This is a genomic window from Streptomyces sp. NBC_01429, assembly GCF_036231945.1.
Taxonomy (GTDB): Bacteria; Actinomycetota; Actinomycetes; order Streptomycetales; family Streptomycetaceae; genus Streptomyces.
In genome coordinates this window covers 7,890,333-7,908,808 of record NZ_CP109599.1, presented here as the reverse complement: position 1 = coordinate 7,908,808, position 18,476 = coordinate 7,890,333, and the positions used below count along the sequence as shown (strand labels likewise).

The 18,476-nt window shown below is 71.5% G+C and carries 14 protein-coding genes and 1 pseudogene; 2 read left to right on the top strand and 13 right to left on the bottom strand.

Annotation, left to right across the window (positions count from 1 at the left end; translation table 11 throughout):
• Positions 1-4: 4 nt before the first annotated feature.
• The 4 genes from OG627_RS34450 to OG627_RS34435 form a co-directional block, all read right to left on the bottom strand.
• On the bottom strand, positions 5-1,090 hold the full coding sequence (locus tag OG627_RS34450; RefSeq protein ID WP_329071933.1) for an ABC transporter permease: 1,086 nt from the start codon (positions 1,088-1,090) through the stop codon (positions 5-7).
• Positions 1,087-1,992 (bottom strand): ABC transporter permease, encoded by a 906-nt coding sequence (locus OG627_RS34445; RefSeq protein WP_329071931.1) that lies wholly within the window; start codon positions 1,990-1,992, stop codon positions 1,087-1,089. The genes OG627_RS34450 and OG627_RS34445 overlap by 4 nt, the downstream gene beginning before the upstream one ends.
• Positions 1,985-3,652 carry an ABC transporter substrate-binding protein gene (locus tag OG627_RS34440; RefSeq protein ID WP_329071929.1) on the bottom strand — a complete coding sequence of 556 codons (1,668 nt, stop codon included), beginning with the start codon at positions 3,650-3,652 and terminating at the stop codon, positions 1,985-1,987. Before OG627_RS34440 ends, OG627_RS34445 begins: the two co-directional genes overlap by 8 nt.
• A gap of 183 nt (positions 3,653-3,835) precedes the next feature.
• The gene (locus OG627_RS34435) at positions 3,836-5,779 is read right to left on the bottom strand and encodes a primary-amine oxidase (RefSeq protein ID WP_329071927.1); all 1,944 of its coding nucleotides are present in this window, start codon (positions 5,777-5,779) and stop codon (positions 3,836-3,838) included.
• 167 nt (positions 5,780-5,946) lie between these two features.
• On the opposite strand from OG627_RS34435, the gene OG627_RS34430 reads away from it, so the two are divergent.
• Positions 5,947-6,669, top strand: a complete 723-nt coding sequence (locus OG627_RS34430; RefSeq protein ID WP_329071925.1) for a GntR family transcriptional regulator — start codon at positions 5,947-5,949, stop codon at positions 6,667-6,669.
• Between the two features lie 26 nt (positions 6,670-6,695).
• Here the strand turns inward: OG627_RS34430 and OG627_RS34425 are convergent, their stop codons facing one another.
• The 7 genes and pseudogenes from OG627_RS34425 to OG627_RS34395 all read right to left on the bottom strand — a co-directional run.
• Positions 6,696-9,182 (bottom strand): FAD-dependent oxidoreductase, encoded by a 2,487-nt coding sequence (locus OG627_RS34425; protein ID WP_329071923.1) that lies wholly within the window; start codon positions 9,180-9,182, stop codon positions 6,696-6,698.
• A complete protein-coding gene (locus tag OG627_RS34420; protein ID WP_329071921.1) occupies positions 9,179-10,630 on the bottom strand; it encodes an aldehyde dehydrogenase family protein in 1,452 nt (483 codons plus the stop codon). Before OG627_RS34420 ends, OG627_RS34425 begins: the two co-directional genes overlap by 4 nt.
• Before the next feature lie 152 nt (positions 10,631-10,782).
• A complete protein-coding gene (locus OG627_RS34415; RefSeq protein WP_329071919.1) occupies positions 10,783-12,318 on the bottom strand; it encodes a glutamine synthetase family protein in 1,536 nt (511 codons plus the stop codon).
• On the bottom strand, positions 12,305-13,663 hold the full coding sequence (locus OG627_RS34410) for an aromatic ring-hydroxylating dioxygenase subunit alpha (RefSeq protein WP_329071917.1): 1,359 nt from the start codon (positions 13,661-13,663) through the stop codon (positions 12,305-12,307). The genes OG627_RS34415 and OG627_RS34410 overlap by 14 nt, the downstream gene beginning before the upstream one ends.
• A gap of 277 nt (positions 13,664-13,940) precedes the next feature.
• Positions 13,941-14,507, bottom strand: a complete 567-nt coding sequence (locus tag OG627_RS34405; RefSeq protein WP_329071915.1) for a hypothetical protein — start codon at positions 14,505-14,507, stop codon at positions 13,941-13,943.
• A 357-nt stretch (positions 14,508-14,864) separates the two neighbouring features.
• Positions 14,865-15,371 (bottom strand): mycothiol transferase, encoded by a 507-nt coding sequence (locus OG627_RS34400; protein WP_329071913.1) that lies wholly within the window; start codon positions 15,369-15,371, stop codon positions 14,865-14,867.
• Positions 15,372-15,415: 44 nt separating this feature from the next.
• Positions 15,416-15,517: pseudogene (locus OG627_RS34395) on the bottom strand (SAM-dependent methyltransferase); the annotation flags it as partial.
• 126 nt (positions 15,518-15,643) lie between these two features.
• On the opposite strand from OG627_RS34395, the gene OG627_RS34390 reads away from it, so the two are divergent.
• Positions 15,644-16,054 carry a RidA family protein gene (locus OG627_RS34390; RefSeq protein ID WP_329071911.1) on the top strand — a complete coding sequence of 137 codons (411 nt, stop codon included), beginning with the start codon at positions 15,644-15,646 and terminating at the stop codon, positions 16,052-16,054.
• Between the two features lie 553 nt (positions 16,055-16,607).
• Here OG627_RS34390 and OG627_RS34385 read toward each other — a convergent pair.
• Both OG627_RS34385 and OG627_RS34380 read right to left on the bottom strand, forming a co-directional pair.
• Positions 16,608-17,144, bottom strand: a complete 537-nt coding sequence (locus OG627_RS34385) for a hypothetical protein (protein ID WP_329071909.1) — start codon at positions 17,142-17,144, stop codon at positions 16,608-16,610.
• A 590-nt stretch (positions 17,145-17,734) separates the two neighbouring features.
• Positions 17,735-18,460: a dienelactone hydrolase family protein gene (locus OG627_RS34380; protein ID WP_329071907.1), complete on the bottom strand. Its 726-nt coding sequence runs from the start codon at positions 18,458-18,460 to the stop codon at positions 17,735-17,737.
• Between the last annotated feature and the right edge of the window lie 16 nt (positions 18,461-18,476).

Genomic DNA, 18,476 nt, shown 5'->3' with positions numbered 1-18,476 from the left:
CGACTCAGCCCTTCCGTATACGTGGATCGAGGATCATGTAGAGCACGTCCACCGCGTAGTTGACGAGGACGAACAGCAGGGCGATGGCGAGCGCCGCGCCCTGCACCACGGGGTAGTCGCGCTGGAGCACGCCCTGCACCAGCAGCCGGCCGACGCCGCCGTAGGAGAAGACGGTCTCGGTGATCACGGAGCCGCCCAGCAGGGACCCGAACTGCAGGCCGAGGACCGTGACGATCGGGAGCCAGGAGTTGCGGAGCACGTGCCGCCGGATGACCGCGCCTTCCGCGAGTCCCTTCATGCGGGCGGTCCGGACGAAGTCGTCGCCGAGGACGTCCAGGACGGAGGCGCGCACGATGCGGGTGATGTATCCGGCCATCGACAGTGCCAGGGTGGTGGCGGGCAGGATCAGGTGCTGGAGCCAGGGGCCGATCAGTTCGGGGCGATTCTGGAGCATCGCGTCGAGGAGGACGAAGTTGGTCGTGGGCCGGTAGTCGAGTGAGCTGGGCAGCCGTCCCAGGACGGGCAGCCAGCGCAGCCAGACGCCGAAGACGACGATGGCGATCACCCCGAGCGCGAACCACGGCAGGGAGAAACTCACCGTCGCCACGGCCCGGGTCGCGGTGTCGATCCAGGTGCCCTTGCGCAGCGCGGCGACGACACCGGTGACCACGCCCAGGAGGACGGCGACGGTCATCGCGGCCAGGGTCAGTTCGATGGTGCCCGGCAGGGCGTCGCCCAGCATGTCGAGGACGCTGTTGGAGCCGAAGAACGAAGAGCCGAACCGCAGGTGCACCAGGTCGTCGAGGTAGGTGGCGTACTGGGTGAGGAGCGGCTGGTCGAGGCCGAGGGCCTGGCTGGTCCTGGCCTCGTTCCGCGCTATCTCCTCGGCCGTGAGATTCGTTCCGCCGCCCGCCAGGGAGGCGGTGGGCGATCCGGGCAGCAGGCGCATGGCGACGAAGACCAGGGTGGCCAGCGCGAACATGACGACCGGGATGCCGAGGAGCCTGCGGGCCATCGCCCGCAGGGTGTCGGCCCGTTCGGACCTCGGACGGTTCCCGCGCCGGACGCGCGGCAGCGGGAGGGCGCTCATGCGGTGCCCTTCGGGTCGAGCGCGTCCCGCAGGTCGTCGCCGACGAAGTTGCAGGCCACGACGGACAGCAGGGTCAGGGCCGCCGGCAGCACCACCAGGCGGGGCGCGGAGTACAGGAACTCCTGGCCGGCCTGGACCATGTAGCCCCAGTCGGGGGTGGGCGGCTGGATGCCGAGGCCCAGGTACGACAGACCGGCGGCGAAGCCGGCCGCGACCGACAGGGTCATGACGACCTGGGCCACCATCGGTCCGGCGATGTTGGGCAGGATCTCCTGGACCAGGATGCGCGGGGTGCGGGTGCCGCCCAGCCGTGCGGCGACGACGTAGTCCCGGGAGGTCTCCCGCGCCGTGAGCGCCCGGGCCAGCCGCGCCAGGCCCGGGGCGAGGGACACCCCGACCCCGACGACGAGGCTCGTGGTGCCCGGTCCGGCGGCGACGACCAGGAGGATGACCAGCAGGATGGACGGGAAGGCGAGGGCGAGGTCGACGGCGCGCATCAGTACCTGTTCGACGGCGCCGCCCGCGTAGCCGGCGAGCAGGCCGACGCCGGTGCCGGTCACGGCCGCCAGCGCGGTCGAGGCGAACGCCACGAGCAGCAGCGGCCTCGCCCCGTGCACCAGCCGGGACAGTTCGTCCCGGCCCAGGTCGTCGGTGCCGAGGGGGTGGCCGGGCGAGCCGAAGGGCAGCAGCGCCGAGGAGGTCTGCCGGGCCGGGTCGGCCGCGATCAGCCAGGGCCCGACGAGGGCGACCAGGACGATCGCGATCAGGAACGCCCAGGACACCAGGGCCGGCCAGGACGTGCCGACGCCGCGCCGCCGCAGCTTCGCCGGCCATTCCCGGAAGGCGGTGGCCGCGGCCGGTGCCTCGGTGATGCCGGTGACGGCACCCGCGGGGTCAGACACTGGCTTTCTCCATGAAGCAGCGGTGGTTGCCCAGCGCCGAGGCGTTGATCCCCTTCACCCCGGAGCCGCTGACCACCAGGTTCGTGGAGCAGGCCAGCATGGCGATCACCATGTACTCCTCCGCCCAGCGCCGCTGGATCCTGGAGTAGGCGGCGGTGCGCTTCGTGCCGTCCGGCAGGTTCTTGGCCGCCACCAGGTCCTCGGCCATGCCGGCGGCGCCGTCCAGCGTGTCCAGGCCGGTGATGGTGCTGCCGTAGAGACCGGCGGGGTTGGCCATGGAGCCGACCATGTTGTTGGGGTCGGGGACGTAGGAGTTGCGTTCCCAGATCATCAGGTCGTGGTAATCGTCCTCGCCGTCGCTGAGCCGGCTGAAGTACGAGGCAGGGTCGACGGAGGTGGTTTTCACCGTGAAGCCGGCGTCCTCCAGGTTCTGCTTGACGATCTGCGCGGCCTTGGGATGCCAGGAGTCGCTGGCCGCCATCAGGCCCAGCTCGCGGCCCTCCGCGCCCGCCTCCTTCAGCAGCCTCCTGGCCTGCGCGAGGTTCTTGGTGCTCAGGTCGGCGAGGCCGGTGTCGTAGCCGTTCTGGGCGGGCGGTATCGCATAGCCCTCGGGTTCGCTGCCGACGCCGAAGAAGGCCTGCTGGACGATCGCCTTGCGGTCGATGGCCAGGTTGATGGCCTTGCGCACCTTCAGCTCGGGGACGCGCCGGGCGTCGATCATCAGGATGGCGTCGAAGCCCTCCCGGGTGTCGTGGACGGTGACCGACGGGTCGGACTTGAGCTGCTCGACGGCGGAGTACGGGGTGAACTGGGTGGCGGACACGTCGCCGCTGAGCAGGGAGCTGACGATCGCCGAGGGGTCCTGCACCTGGCGCAGGACCAGTCGGTCGATCGGCGGCCGGCCGAGCCGGAAGTCGTCGAAGGCTTCGAGGGTGATGGACTGGCCCGAGGTGGCCGAGGAGAACCGGAAGGGCCCGGTGCCGACGAGGTGCTTGCCGATGCCGGACCCGTACTTGTCGAGGGCGGCCTTGGAGATGACGCGGCCGCCGATGTCGGAGAGCTGGGCGAGGACGGTGCGGTCGGGCGTCTTGAGCACCAGTTTGACGGTGAGTTCGTCCTCGGCGGTCAGCGAGGCCACGTTCGCGCCGAGGGAGGCCAGAGGTCTGGACGCGCCCTTGGGCAGGGTCTTGTTCTCCGGGTCGAACTGCCGGTCGAGAGTGGCCAGGACGTCGGCGGAGGAGAGCGTCGTACCGTCGTGGAACTTCACGCCCTCGCGGAGAGTGAAGGTGTAGGTGAGCCGGTCGTCGGAGACCTTCCAGCTCTTGGCGAGGTCCGGCGCGGGTTCGTTGGACTCGAAGGAGATGAAGGTGAGGCCGCGGCAGACGCAGTCCACCGCCATCCAGTCCCCCAGGGTCGTGTAGAAGGCGGGGTCGTTGACCGCGCTGGTGGAGTCGATCGCGAGGGTCAGGGTGCCGCCCTTGCCGGATCCGCCGCCGGACTTCCCGGCCCCGTCGTCCGCCACACCGCAGGCGGTGAGCAGCGGGGTCAGTGCGAAGCCCACTCCGACGCCGAGGACACTGGCGCCGCGCAGCACGGAGCGGCGGGAAATCTGCGCTTCGGCCGGGCGGAGTGCGGGCGATCCCTGCGACTGATCCGGCATGAGGGCCTCCTTGGGGCACCGTTCCTCTGAAGGAATGGATCTAATCCTGTACCGATTGGATCCAAATGCATGCTGTCCGGCTCGCGCTTCCGAGCCATGTCCCGAACGTTACGAACGTATGAAATCGGGATCTTGCATATTTTCTGCCTCGATGTATTGACACATACGGTTCTTGACCCGTCGTCAGCTGCCGCAGCAGTGGTCGGCGCCGGCCGACGGGTCGGGGATGTCCATGGCCGGGTTGCGGTCGAAGAAGCCGTCGGGCTCGAAGACCAGCCGCACCCGGTCGACCGGCATGACGGGCCACTGCTCGGGCCGGGGGAAGTGGTGGGTGCCCACGACCGGCCACAGCACCAGCTCCGCTCCGTCCAGCGAGCGGTCCTTGCGCTGCCAGACCTGCACGCCGTCCTCGCCGGGCTCCGCCTGGTTGGGGTACTGCCCGCCGACGTACCGCTCGGCGGGGTCGGAGACCGTCGCCCACAGATGCTGGTGGACGAAGGGCGCCCGGCGGGCCATCACCGAGTCGGGCCGCGCGAAGGGCCGAGTGGTGTGGGGCAGCAGCAGCCGGTACGCCGTCGGCTCGCCGTAGCGGTTCTCCCGGTCCGCGCTCTCCACCCGCCAGTGCCGGGACGTCGCCGGGTTCGTCCGGCGGGCGGCCCGCGACTCCGACAACAGCGGGGTGCGCACCATCCGGACCGCGTTGCCGTACGGGTCGTGGCGGGGGTCGTCCTCGGCCTCCGCGTTCTCCTCCACCAGGCGGTTGAACGCGCCGTCCACCGCGACGTCCAGGCGCAGGCCGAAATAGTGCTGGTGCGTGGGGGTCTGGACGTTGCGCGAGACCACCCGGCCGTGCCGCACCTCCTGGCCCTCCTCGATACCGGAGGCCGACAGCATTCCGGTCAGCTTGATCTCCAGCTCGACGCGGCCGTCCTGGTAGAGCGACCAGTAGAACCCGTAGTCGTAGTTGGCCACCGTCTGGAAGCTGGAGATGATCAGCCGCCGGGAGCGGCGCACCTCGCTCACCCCGCGGCGCAGGTCGTTGTGCTTCCAGAGGATGCCGTCGTCCTCCTCGTGCATGCAGATCGCCTGGCCGATCTCCTGGGCGGCCCCGTCACCTCCCAAATAGGCCGCGTCGAAGTAGTGGATGACGCCCAGACAGTCGCAGCCGAGCGCGAGCGAGTTGGTCAGCGGGCCGGCGCCGTACTCGCCCCAGTCGAAGAAGTTCTTGCGGAACTGCGTCGAACTCGGGTCGAGGTAGGGGACGTACATCTCGTTGCAGGCGGCCCGCTTGAGCACCGAGCGCCCCAGGAAGTTCAGGTCGTACAGGACCAGGCCCTCGCGGTGGGTGAAGCCCACGCGCAGCTCCCAGCCCTGCCAGCTCACCCGGTGCCCGTCGACGGTGAAGCTCGGCCCCTCGGGCTGCACCACCTCCAGCGGCTTCAGCCCTTCCCGGTCCGGCCCGAAGCCGCCGGCCGACAGCGGCCCCGGCTCCTCGGAGACCGGGACGACGCCGTGGTCCTCGACCTCCAGCACCTCCATGGTCGCCATGTCGATGAGGGGGATGACGCCCTGCACCGGGCGCACATAGGCGTTGTCGTCCTCCTGGACCCGGTGCCAGACCGAACCCCAGGTGATCCTGCGGTCCTTGTACTTCTCCGGTACGAAGCCGCCGATGGACTCCGCGTCGATCACCGTCAGCGACACGTCGTGGATGCCCCGCCGGGCCAGCGCCTCGCGGAACAGCGGGCTCTCCCGGCACGCGCGCGCGGCCGCGCGCGCCTCCGTCGAGGTGATGCCGGGCCGCCGGATGTCCACCGCCCGCCACGCGAGGCAGCGCGGCTCGGTCCCGAGCCGCACGTCGATCTCCCAGGCGCCGGGCAGGTCGTGGTCCATCGCCACCAGTCCGACCAGCACCTCGCCCGCGGCGTGCCGGCCGGCCATGACCTCACGGGCGAAGCTCTCGTCCAGCACCGCGCCCCAGAACCTGGTGCGCTCGCCGAGCCGTCCGTCGGCCCGTGCCACGGCGACCGCGGCGTCGATCTCCGCGGGGGACAGCGGGTCGAGAGGATGGGTACGCTCCCGGCTCGCGTGGACACGGGTGCTGACACTTCGGGGGGAGTTGTTCATGGTGTGCTCCGCTCACTCGCACAGTTCGGAATCTCTGGATCCTGAATCTTTGGATCCTGATTGCTATAGAATGGATACATAAAGCTGTACGTGGTCTGTCAGGGGCGCCCGCTCCGGCGCTGCCCCACCACCGCCGACCTTCGCCTTCCCGACCAGACGGAGACCTCATGGACACCGCCCCGACCGCCGACGCGGACTCCCCCGCGGGAAAGGGCAAGGCGCTCGTCGACGACACCGCCGCCGCGATCCGCGCGCGGATCCTTTCCGGTGAGATCCCCATCGGGGCCCAGCTGCGACAGGCCGAACTCGCCGGCGCCCTCGGCGTGAGCCGCACTCCCGTACGGGAGGCCCTGCGCCAGCTCCAGGCGGGCGGTCTCATCGAGGTGCTGCCCAACCGGGGGGCCGTGGTCCGCGTCCCCTCCCCCTGGGAGGTCCGCGAGGCCTACGAGGTCCGCGCCGAACTCGAAGGGCTCGCCTGCGTACGGGCGGTCCGCGCGGTCACCCCCGACGTCCTGCGGGAGCTGCGCGAGGCCAACGAGACGGTGCGCGCCGTCGGCGGTGGCTCCGCGCCCGGCGAGAGCGCCTCGCCCTCCACCGCGGCGAACGACTGCTTCCACACCCTCATCCACACCGTCGCCGGCAACCAGCGCCTCGCCCGCGCCATCAAGGACGTCAACGAGGCGTTCCCGCGCAATGTCTCCGCCCTCGTCCTGCACGACAACCCCCGCCACCGCGAGGACAACATCCGTGAGCACGAGCGCATCGTCGAGGCGCTCGCCGCGGAGGACGCGGAGCGGGCGCGCGCCGAGATGAAGGCCCATGTGACCAGCGCGGGTGAGCAGTTGGCCCGCTGGTACGAACAGCGGTCGGCCACCGTCTTCCGGGGCTGACGCCCCGTCCGGCCGGGCGCCGGTGCTCATGCCCCGGCTCCCGGTCCGGGCCCGTCGGCGATGCCCATCGCGGCCGGGGACAGGAAGTCCAGGTCCGGGCGTTCCCTGCCTTCGGCCAGGTCCGCGAGCGCGGCCCCCAGCGCGGGCCCGAACTTGAAGCCGTGACCGGAGCAGGCCGCCGCCACCGACACCCGTTCCTCACCCGGCAGCCGGCCGACGGCGAACCGGTTGTTCGGCGCCATCGTGTAGCGGCAGGTGATCGTCTCCTCCACCGGCCCGTCGGCCGCCGGAAGGAACCGGGAGGCCAGGCCGAGAAGCCGGTCGCGCTCGGCGTCGGTGACCGGTCCCGCGGGCACCGAGGGATCCTCCGGCGGCCCGTCGTCCAGGCCGATCTTGACGCCGGCGCCGCCGAGGGCCGGGATGCCGTACAGCAGGCCGATGTCCGGGATCTCGACGGAGAAGGCGCCCAGCAGCGGCGGTTCCAGCAGGTGCCGCCGGGAGGAGCCGAGGTGTACGTTCACGATCCGCACCACGCGCAGCGGTGCGGCGAAGGCGGGCAGCAGTTCCCCGGTCCACGGGCCCGCGCAGACGACCAGCCGGTCCGCGCGCAGGACGCCCCGCTCCGTCTCGACCCGTACGCCGTCGCCGTCCCGGCGCCAGTCGAGCACGGCGCAGCCGTCCCGCCGGTCCACGCCGTGCGCGCGGCCCAGCGCGGTCAGCGCGGCGAGCGAGCCCTCGGCGTCGATGACACCGGCGGCCGGGTCGTGGACCGCGGAGAAACCGTCGCACAGGCGCAGCCCGGGAAAGAGTTCCGCGGCGCGAACGTGGTCCACGTTCGCGCAGCCGGGGCCGCGCAGGGTGCCCGGGGCACCGGCGGCTCGGGCGTACAGGCCCCCGGTGGTCGTCACCAGCCGCTGCCCGGCGGCCAGTTCGAGTTCCTCCCAGGCCGCGTAGGCGGTGTCGACCAGGCCGTCCCAGACCTCGGCGGGGTAGGCGCGCCGGATCATCCGCGTCCGGCCGTGCGAGGAGCCCCGGGTGTGGCCGGCGGGAAACCGGTCGAGGTGGATGACTCCGGCGCCGCGAGCCGCCAGGTGCCAGGCGGCGGAGGAGCCGTGGATACCGGCCCCGACCACGATCACATCGGCCCGGTCCCGCCCGCTGCCCACGGGTGCGCGTGAAGGCGCGGATGCGGGCGCCGGTACGGGTGTACGTGAAGGTGCGGATGCGGGCGCCGGTGCGGGCGCGGTCTCGCGGGCGCCGACAACGGCGGCCTCCGGCCTGCGCCGTCGTTCCCGTGCGGTCAGGGCGGCGATGAGCGCGTCCACGTCGTCCTCACTGTTGTAGACGTGCAGGGAGGCCCGGGCGACCCGCGCCAGACCACGCCTGCCCAGGTCCCACTGGCCGTGCGAGGCGGGCACGGTCGTCAGGCGGAATCCGGTGGCGCGCAGGTCGCGCACCGTCTCGCGCGGGTCCTCGCCCTCGCGCAGGAAGGTCACGATGCCCGAGGCCGCCGCCGGCGGATCGGTGAGCCGGACGCCCGGTACGGCCGGCAGTCCGGCCCGCAGCCGTTCGGCCAGCGAGGCCACGTGGTCCCGGATCCGCTCGACACCGAGGTCGAGTGCCTCATCCAGCGCCGTGCCGAGCCCCAGCCGCAGCGCGTGGGACGACTCCCACGTCTCGTAGCGCCGCGCTCCCGGCACCACCTCGTAGCGGTAGGCCGCCGACCACTGGGCGCCCCGTACGTCGGGAGCGTCCGGCCTGGTCCTCTCCCGCAGCTCCGGGGCGACGTACAGCAGTCCGGTGCCGCGCGGCCCGCGCAGGAACTTGCGGCCGGTGGCGACGACGATGCCGCACCGCATCTCCTCCACATCGACCGGGAGCTGGCCGAGCGACTGCGTCGCGTCCAGCAGCAGCGGCACCCCCGCCCGGGCGGCCAGCGCGCCGGCCTCGGCTACCGGCTCCACCAGTCCGGAGGACGTGGGCACATGGGCGAGGGTGACGAGGGCCGCCGGTTCGCGCAGCGCCGTCTCCAGCGCGCCGAGGTCGACCTGCCCGTTTCCGTCGGCGGGCAGCACCTCCAGCACGATGCCGTGCGACTCCCGCAGCTCCAACAGGTGCAGGGCCGAGCTGACATAGGTGGAGGACGAGGCCAGGACCCGGTCGCCCGCCTTGAGCCGCAGGGCGCCCATGGCCCGCTGCCACGCGGTGGAGGCGCTCTCCACCAGGGCGATGTCCTCCGCAGCGGCGCCCAGCAGCCGGGCCGCCGAGCGGTAGACGCGCTCGGTGTGTGCGGTCAGCGCCTCGGCCGCCTCGTAGCCGCCCAGCAACGACTCCATGCGCAGGTGTTCGGTGACGGCGGCCAGCGTCGCCCGGCTGGGCAGTGCCGCACCGGCGGCGTTCATGTGGTGGGCGTGGCGCATGCCGGGGGTGGCGGCGCGCAGCGCTGCCACGTCGAGGGCCGCTGTCCGCTCGGTCGGCGGCGGGAGGGGGGCCGCAGCGGTGTCGGTACTCATAGTGCGACGACCACCGCCTTGCGCTCGCAGTAGGAGAACAGGGCGTCGTCGCCCAGGTCCCGGCCCAGTCCCGAGTCGCCGAACCCTCCGAAGGGAAGCGCCGGGTCGAAGACGTTGTACGTGTTGATCCACACCGTTCCGGCCCGCAGCCGCGCGGCCATGCGGTGGGCGCGGGACAGGTCCCTGGTCCACACGCCGGCGGCGAGCCCGTAGGAGGTGTCGTTGCCGATGGCGACGGCCTCCTCCTCGTCCTCGAAGGGGATCACGCCCAGGACCGGGCCGAAGATCTCCTCCCGGGCGATCCGCATGCTGTTGGTGACGTTCGTGAAGAGCGCGGGCTCGACGAAGTAGCCCGGCCGGTCAGGCACTTGACCGCCGACCACGAGCGTCGCGCCTTCGGCGACACCGGTCTCGATGTAGGAGAGGACCTGTGCGCGCTGCTCCTGCGACACCAGTGGGCCGACGGTGATCCCGCCGTCCAGGCCGTTGCCGACGGGGACCTTGCGCACCGCTTCGGCGAGGCGTTCCTCCATCTCGGCGAGGACGGAGCGCTGGACCAGCAGCCTGCTGCCGGCCGTGCACATCTGCCCGGAGTGACCGAATCCGGCGCGGATCGCGGTGGTGACGGCGGCGTCCAGGTCGGCGTCGGCGAAGACGATGTGCGGGCTCTTGCCGCCGAGTTCCAGGGTGAGGCGCTTGACGGTGGGGGCGGCGGCGCTCATCACCAGCCGGCCGACCTCGGTGGAGCCGGTGAAGGACACCTTGGCGACATCCGGGTGCGCGGTGAGCGCGGCGCCCACCATGCCGTCGCCGGTGAGCACGTTGAGCACCCCCGCGGGCAGGCCGGCCTCCGCGCACAGGGCGGCGACGCGCAGCATGGTCAGCGGGGTCTGCTCGGCGGGTTTGACCACGACGGTGCAGCCCGCGGCGAGCGCGGGGGCCAGCTTGAAGCAGCCCGTCATGATCGGGAAGTTCCAGGGGAGGATCAGCGCGGCCACTCCGGCGGGCTCGGGCACCGTGTAGACGTGGTGGCCGGCGTCGAGGGGTACGACCGTGCCCGTCAGCCGGGTGGGGGCGCCGGCGAAGTGACGGAACGTCCGGGCGCTCATCGCCGTGTCGGCGCGCGAGCGTTCGATCGGCTTGCCGTTGTCGCGGGTCTCCAGCACCGCCAGCTCCTCGGCGTGCTCCTCGATCAGCTCCGCGATCCGGTGCAGCACCCGGCTCCGCTCGGCGGGCGGCAGACCGCGCCAGCGGCCGTCCTCGTGCGCCCGGGCGGCCGCGGCCACGGCGGTGTCCACGTCCTCGGGCGTGGCTTGCGCGACCCGGCTCAGGACGGTTCCCGAGGCCGGATCGAGGACCGGGAAGGTGGTGCGGTCGCCGGGGGCGATCCACCGGCCGTCGATCAGGAAGGGTTCCAGTCGCGCGGGCTGGGCGTTGAACGTGGTCATGGGGTCTTCCGTGAGGTGTCGGCCGGCCGTGGGGGCCGGGGTGCGGTCATCGGCCGGCCGCGAAAGGCCGGGGCGGGGCGGGCGGGTCCGGGGCGGGCGGGGACGGGTCGGACGAGGACGGGTCGGACGAGGCTGGGCCGGACGAAGCGCCGTCAGACGAGGTCGAGGTACTCGCGCTGCTCCCAGTCCGAGACGTACGCCAGATAGCGGGCGAACTCCGCGCGTTTGATCGTGGTGATCCAGGAGACGACGTCCTGGCCGAGGGCCTCGGCGAAGACCGGGTCCGCGTCGAGCGCGTCCAGCGCCTGGCCGAGCGAGCCGGGCAGTCCGCGCGCTTCGGCGGCGTACGGGTCGGCGACCGGCGGGCCGGGGTCGAGCCGCCGGGCCATCCCGTCCATTCCGCTGACCACCTGCGAGGCGATGTAGAGGTAGGGGTTGGCCGCCGGTTCGCCGGATCTGTTCTCCAGCCGGGCGCCGCCCCCGCCCTGGGCGCCGACGACCCGCACCATGGCGCCCTTGTTGTCGATGCCCCACACCACCCGGTCGGGGGCCAGGGACATCGGCAGGTACCGCTTGTAGCCGTTGACCGTGGGGGTGGTGAAGACGGTGGCGGCGGGCGCGTGTTCCAGGAGCCCGGCGAGGTAGTGCCGGCCCACCGGGGACAGCGTCTGTCCGTCCGCCGGGTCGAAGACGGCCTCGCCGGTCGCCCGGGAGCGCAGCGACTGGTGCAGGTGCCATCCGCTCGACACGGTCTCCGCTCCGGCCGGACGGGCCATGAACGTCGCGTGGTAGCCGTTCCTGCGGCAGATCTGCCGTACCGCCGCCCGGGTGAGCAGCGCGTCGTCCGCGGCCCGCGCCGCGTCCCGCGCGTCCAGGGTCAGCTCCAGCTGGCTGGGCCCGAACTCCAGCTCCAGCGAGCGCAGTGGCAGATCGAGCCCGGTGAGCCCGCGGTGCAGCAGATCCACCAGGTCGTCGAGCCGGTCGAGTCCTTCTTCGTGCAGCAGCTGCGCCCCGCTGCTCAGCGGCTCCACCCCGGGTGCCGGGCCGGGCGCGCCCGGCCGCCCCGGGCCCGGCCGCCCCGGGCCCGCCGTCGTCGGCCCGGAGACCGCAGGACGGTACACGTGGAACTCCAGCTCCACGCCGACCGTGAGGTCGTACCCCGTCTCCGCCAGCGCGTCCAGCCTGCCGCGCAGCAGCCCGCGCGGGCAGAACGCCGCGGGCGTGCCGTCCGGGTGGTGGACGTCGCACAGGATCCAGCCGGTCCGCTCGGCCCACGGCAGGACCCGGAACGTCGTCATGTCGGGCACCAGCACGATGTCGCCTGCGCCGGCGAACCGCCCGGGGACCAGCGGGTCGTCGCCCGAGAAGACGGGGAGGACGGTCCGGCCCGAGGTGTCCTTGAGCAGCAGCGAGGAGGGTGCGGTGACTCCGGAGCGCAGCGCGCCGGGCACCGCCTCCCGGGTCAGGGTCTTGCCGCGCAGCACCCCGTGCTGGTCGGCGAAGGAGAACCGCACCCGGTCCAGGCCGAGTTCGTCGATCACCCGGCGGACGTGACCGGCGGCGACGTACTGCCGCTCGTCCCACAGGCCGTACCGTTCGACGAAGCCGCCGGTTCCGGCGGAGGTCAGCGGGCGGGCTCTCGGCCCGTCGCCGCCCTCGGCCCGCGGCCGCTCGTCAGCGCTGCGCACGCCGCACCTCCCGCCCCGCCCACGGGGACCGTGCGCGCCGCTCGGACTCGCGCTGCCGCCAGGACTCTTCCCAGCCGTCCGCGGGCGTGATGGTGTCGATGGCCAGGGGGCCGGTCAGTTCCCCGGCCGACCGCGTGTCGAGCGGGAGGCCGGGAACCGGATTGCCGTTCTCGAAGGAGGTGATCGCCTTCAGCAGCAGTCTGCGGTTGGCGGTGACGGCGCGGTCGGAGACGCCGAGCCGCTCGACGGTCCGGTCCTGGACGGGGCCCATGCTCTCCACCGCCCACTGGTCGTGGACGTTGATGTCCAGTCCCATGCCGGTGTAGGTGAGTTCCCGCTGCTCCCCGGGGTCGAAGCCCCAGTCGTTCGTACGGTTGCGCAGCGGCCGGTAGTCCGGCAGCGAGACCTCGCTCAGGCGCTGGGCCAGCAGCGTCTCCTTGTCGGTGACCTCCTCGAAGTCGTAGAGGATCATGAACCAGTAGTGGTTCTCGTCGTCGATCGGGACGTGCCACTGACAGAAGGCCTTGCCGTTGCCGAAGGGCACCACGAAGGCGTTGGGGAACACCAGGTTGGTGATCCGTACGTGCCGGACGTCCTCAGTGAGTTCGCGCAGCGCGAGGACCCGCAGCCCGTGCTCGGCGCTCTCCACCTCGATGTCCGGCCGGAAACTGGCTCCGACCAGTTCCGAGAGCTTCTTCCCGGTGCCCTCGACCTCCTCGCTGAACTGCTGCCCGTACACCTCGCGGGGGTCCTCGCCGACGAAGCGGTGCAGGAAGGAGACGTGGCTCGGGTCGATGCCGCCTTCCACCCCCTGCAACCAGTTGCACTCCCACCAGCCCTTGAAGGCGAAGGTGTACTCCTCGGGAGCGCGGAAGCAGTCGTACGCCGGGAAGGGCGGCGGGTCGCCGGTGCCGAGGTAGGCGAAGACGATGCCGTTGCGTTCGGCGCAGGGGTAGCTCGGGATGCGCACCTTGGCGGCGAAGTCGCTGTGCCCGGGTTCCGCGGGCTGCTCCAGGCACTGGCCGTCCGGCCCGTACAGCCACCCGTGGTAGAGGCACCGCAGTCCGCCGTTCTCCCGGCGTCCGTAGGAGAGATCGACACCCCGGTGGGCGCAGTACCGGCCGACCAGGCCCCACACACCGGACGCGGCCGCGCCCTCCGGGTGGTCCGTCTCGTCGCCGGTCAGGTCGGGGGCGTCGTCGCGCCGGAAGAGGGCCAGGTCCTCACCCATGATCCGGATCGCCTTGACCGGTCGCTCCTCGGACATCTCCGAGACGAGGGCGACCGGCTGCCAGTAGGCGCGCATGAGCTGGCCGAGTGGCGTGCCCGGGCCCGTGCGCGTCACGCGCTCATTTTCCTCGCGTCTGAGCATCGCTCTCCTCATGCATACGATCAATGAGTGATTGGATCCAATACTTGCATATCGAGATCCAAAGCAACAGGGGCTGATTTGCGGAGGCTGCTTTACGGACGACACTCCGTGGCTTCTCCGGCCGCGCCTCGGTGTCTTCAACTGCGTTGCTGATCCGGCCACTTCGGTGTGGATTTCGGTGTGGACCTCGGCGGGGACCTCGGCGGGGACTTCACTGCCGCGGCAGCGTCACAACGCCGTCCTGACGCCGTCACGGCAGACCGATCATGATCGCCATGGTGGTCACCATGAGCGCGCTGCCCGTCTCGCCCAGCAGCAGCGCGCGCTTTCCCGGATGGCGTGCGGGGAGCCCGGAGGGCCACGCCTGCCGGACGAGCACCGCACCGGCGCGGGCCACGACCCAGCACGCGACGAGGAACAGCACCGGCCACGGCGTCAGCGCGGCCGACGCGACGCCTTCGGGGACGTACGCGCCGTGGTGGCTTCGTTCGACACCCGCCGCGCCGGCCGCGCCCGCCGCGCCGGCCGCGCCCGCCGCGCCCGCCGCGCCCGCTGTCAGCACCGCCATCGCGGCCAGGTTCACCGACTCGGCGGGCCTGCGGTACCGGCATCCCGCGCGCATCTGCCACAGACAGGCGACGCCGAGCACGGCGGCCCCCGCCAGCAGCGTGCTCCGGTCCCCCGCCCCGGGAGCCATGGCCAGCATGGCCACCAACGCGACCGCGTGCGGCATCCACTGCCGTACGGGAGAAGCCAGATGACCGGCGAGACACAGCACTCCGCCCGCCAGCCCGGTCAGCCACAGCACGTCATGCATGGAGTCGACACCGAGCGGACAGGGCCACCCCCGTCAAGCCCCTGCCGGGACGCGGCCGGTGGCAGCGGGCCCGAACGCCGCGCTCGCGCGGACCTCCGGAACCGCGCGGGGGAAGGAACGCATTACATGAGGTGTTCACGGCCCTCCTGATGTCACTCGGGCAGGACGACGTCCCGCAGACACGGACAAACCTGCGTGTGACATGTTTCATCGCGAACCGGCGTCTGTTGCTCATCAGTAACAGCTCTTACTGATGGGCGACAGACGCCGGTTCGCGCACTTCGGGGGCGTGATCGTGACGTAGAGGGGTCGGTGTGACAACAGGTGGACGGGGGCGGGGTACGGGGGCGGGGTGGATCAGCGGCCGGCCGTGCCGTCGATGAGTTCGCGGAGGATGTCCGCGTGGCCCGCGTGCCGGCCGGTCTCCTCGATCATGTGGGCAAGTGCCCAGCGGATGCTGGGAGCGGGGCGGTCCGGTCGCGCTCGCGGTCGGGGAACCGGCGCGCCGAGATCGGCGCACCGGTCGAGAACGTCGTTCGCGCGCTTGACCGCGTCGCGGTAGCGGGCGACGACACGGGCCACGTCGTCCGACGGCGCGGCGTGGAACGTCGCCTGCCAGTCGGTGACGTCGTCCCCGAGGAACATCGAGCGCTCGACGAGAGTCAGGTGGTTGAGCAGACCGAGCAGGTTCGTGCCCGACGGCACCGCGGCTGTTCGCACCTGCGGCTCGGGGGCGCCGTCGACCTTCGCGGCGATCGAGGTCCGGAGGTAGTCGAGAAATCCGCGCAGGACCTCGGTCTCATCGCTTCCGGTCCGGGGCGGCGGGGTGTCACGGCGGTGATCGCGGCGCGTGGTGCCGGGCATCGTGGTCTCTCTTCCTTCGACTCGGGCGGGCGCCGACCGCCGTGTCAGGCGGCGCGGCGGATGAGGAGGACGTGGTCGGTGACCTCGGCGGTGCGCCCGTCAGGTCCGGTCGCGATCCGGCGCGGTGCGTCGGCCCGCTCGACCGCCACGGCCGAGATGTCGGGTTATGGAACTCCGTCTCAGCTTGTTCTTCAACCTCACGTCACCGCGGAATGCTTGCCGGTGGAGAAAATGAGGTGCGTGGTGGCATCACGCTGGTCAGACTCGCTGCCATGACTGAGAAGATCACCCGCATCAACCCCGAGCAGCTGCATGAGACACCCGGCTACCACCACATCACCGTCGTGGAGGCAGGCCGTACCGCCCATCTGGCGGGGCAGTGCCCGCTTGATCGGAATGGTGACCTCGTCGGCTCCGGTTCCTTCGAGACGCAGGTCGACCAGGTTGTCGCGAACGCGCTCACTGCCCTGGCAGCGGTGAGTGCCCAGCCTGAACATGTGGTGCGGTCAGTAATCTACGTGCGGAGCGATGAGAGGGACGCTCTCGGAGCTGCATGGCGTCGGCTCACCGAGTCTGCCCTGGGTCCGGCGTTCACCACCGCCAGCACGCTCTTGGGCGTCGCCCAGCTGGGCTTTCCGGGACAGCTCGTCGAGGTGGATCTCACCGTGGCGCTGCCTGACTGACTTCGAACGGCCGTATCGCACTGGGTAGTCCAGCTGGGCATTCGCGGGACGCTGGGGGCGGCCTTCGTCTGATCATGTGCTCCGGCCAAGGCGTACCGATCAAGACGAAGGCCGTGATGTCCCGTCTCATTCGATCTTGCCGCTCGGGGAGGGGCGTGCAGGCGAGCACACTGGTCAGGGCGACGATGTCGAGATGGGCGCTGACGACGATCCGTAGATCATCACGGTTGACGACATTCCAGTTCGGCCCACTCAGGACGGCCATGCGGTGGTCTCGTGCGGCCCTGCGTTTTCGGCTGTTCCACCAGCCCCAGCACACGTTGCCGGCCTCCTCGAACGCCAAAGAGACACGCGTCAAGCCGTGGCGACGGACGCGAAAATGCTGGTGCTGGGCTCGTGGAACCTCGGGGAGGCGGCGGAGATCGAGCTGATCGCCATGCGTGTCGGTCCAACGGCGGCGTCGCGGGCAGGGTTTGGTGGTGATGCGAACCCGGCACCGCGCTGGTTCGGTAACGTTTTTGGAGGCCAGACAGAGTCGGCAGGCCCGTCTGGATCACCCAGCCGCGGTCGAGGTGCCATGGGCCGGTGGGGGCCGGACGCCGGGCGTGTCCGGGAGATCGCGGTGACGGCCGTCGACCATGCCCACCACACCGCGTTTTCGGTAGTGGCGCCGACGCCAGCGGATGGTGTGAGGGCTGACGAACCTGCCGGTCTCTGCGCTGAGTTCGGCGGCCTTGGCCGCCTCGCGCTCGGCCGGATTCCGGGTCGTACTCCGGCTGCGGAGTCGCCCCCGGCGCGGCGTCCGGCGGCAGGCGTTGAGGATTTCGCTCATGTGCCGGTGCCACCACAGAGCCCGGTCGGCTTCGCCTGGCGGCAGTCCGTCCAGCAGGCCGGGAGCAGGCCGGCGGGCCCCGCCTGAGCCGACCACCTCGAAGCCCGGGGCGGTCATCAGCGTCGGCAGACGCATCGCGCTGGAGTGCCCGTGTTCGTCGGCCAGCCTCACCAGGACGCCGGAGAGTCCGATCACGGTGTGCACCTTGTTGTCGAACCGCACCCGGTCACCGGGCCTGACCACCAACGGGTGCCTCACCGGGCCGTCACCGCTTGGCGGACCGTGCTTCGCGGCCCCAACGGGCCTGATGTCAGGTCGACTTCCAGAACCCGGCGCCAGAGCAAACGATAGAGAACCGGCAGCACCGCCAGGCGATCACCGACCCGCTCGGCCCCGGCCAACAGGGCCTCCGGCTCAGTGAAGGCCGCCGCCAAGTGCGAGGCGACACGTTCCCGGTGGTTGCGCGGAGTGCCGGTAGCCCGCCGGTCACTTGGCGTTCGCCAACAGCACCGGATCGATCACACGGAATCAATCCAAGCGAAGTCGCCAGAAGATACCTCTGCCAGCGATGCGGCCTCAAACCACCCGTGAGAGGGAACAGCACCTGAGGCGGAGCATGGTCAGCGGCAACTCCAGCTGAGACGGCGGTCCAGTTCTGACCAGGTCAGGAACGTGCTGGCAGAGAACGAGCCAGGGCACTGGCCGGAGCCGTTCCCGCCGCCGAGCGGGAACGCCCTCGCAGAGCACCTCGTCACCGTTTCTCCGCGCTGCGGCGATGTCCCACAAACCGAAGCCGGTGGCGGTCTACCGGCCTGGTTCGCGGCCCGGAATCGGGGTTGCCGACCAGATCACTCCGTTACGGGCAGGCACTCGGTGAGCAGGTCGACGACGTCGTGCCAGGCGCGCCGCGCGTGCCGTGAGTGGTAGCCGACGCCGGGGACCGTGGGGTGGTCGACCGGCGGGTGGTGGAAGGCGTGCAAGGCGCCGCCGTAGACCACGAGGCGCCAGTCGACGCCCGCGGCCTGCATCTCGGCGGTGAACGCGTCCCGTTGCGCGGGCGGCATGATCGGGTCTTCCGACCCGACCCCGGCCCACACAGGGCAGCGGATGCGCGCCGTCTCGCCCGGTCGGCCCGTGGTCAGTGCGTTGACTGTGCCGATCGCGCGTAGGTTGACGCCGTCGCGCCCGAGTTCCAGCCCGATGGCACCGCCGGTGCCGTAACCGACGGCGGCGATCCGGTCGGGGTCGATCCTCGGCTCGGCGCGCAATACGTCGAGCGCCGCATGGCCGATGCCCCGCATCCGGTCGGGGTCGGCGAGCAGCGGCAGGCAACGGGCCAGCATCTCGTCCGGGTCGCCCAAATAGCGCCCGCCGTGCATGTCGAAGGCCAGCGCTACGTATCCCAGTTCGGCGAGCGCATCGGCCCGGCGGCGCTCGACGTCGCTGAGCCCCGGGCCCTCTGGTCCGAGCAGCACCGCGGGCCGACGGTCGACGCCGGCCGGGAGCGCGAGGTGCCCGATCATCGTCAGGCCGTCGGCCGGGTACTCGACCGTGCGCGTGGTAATCGTCGTCATGAGACTGGACCGTAGT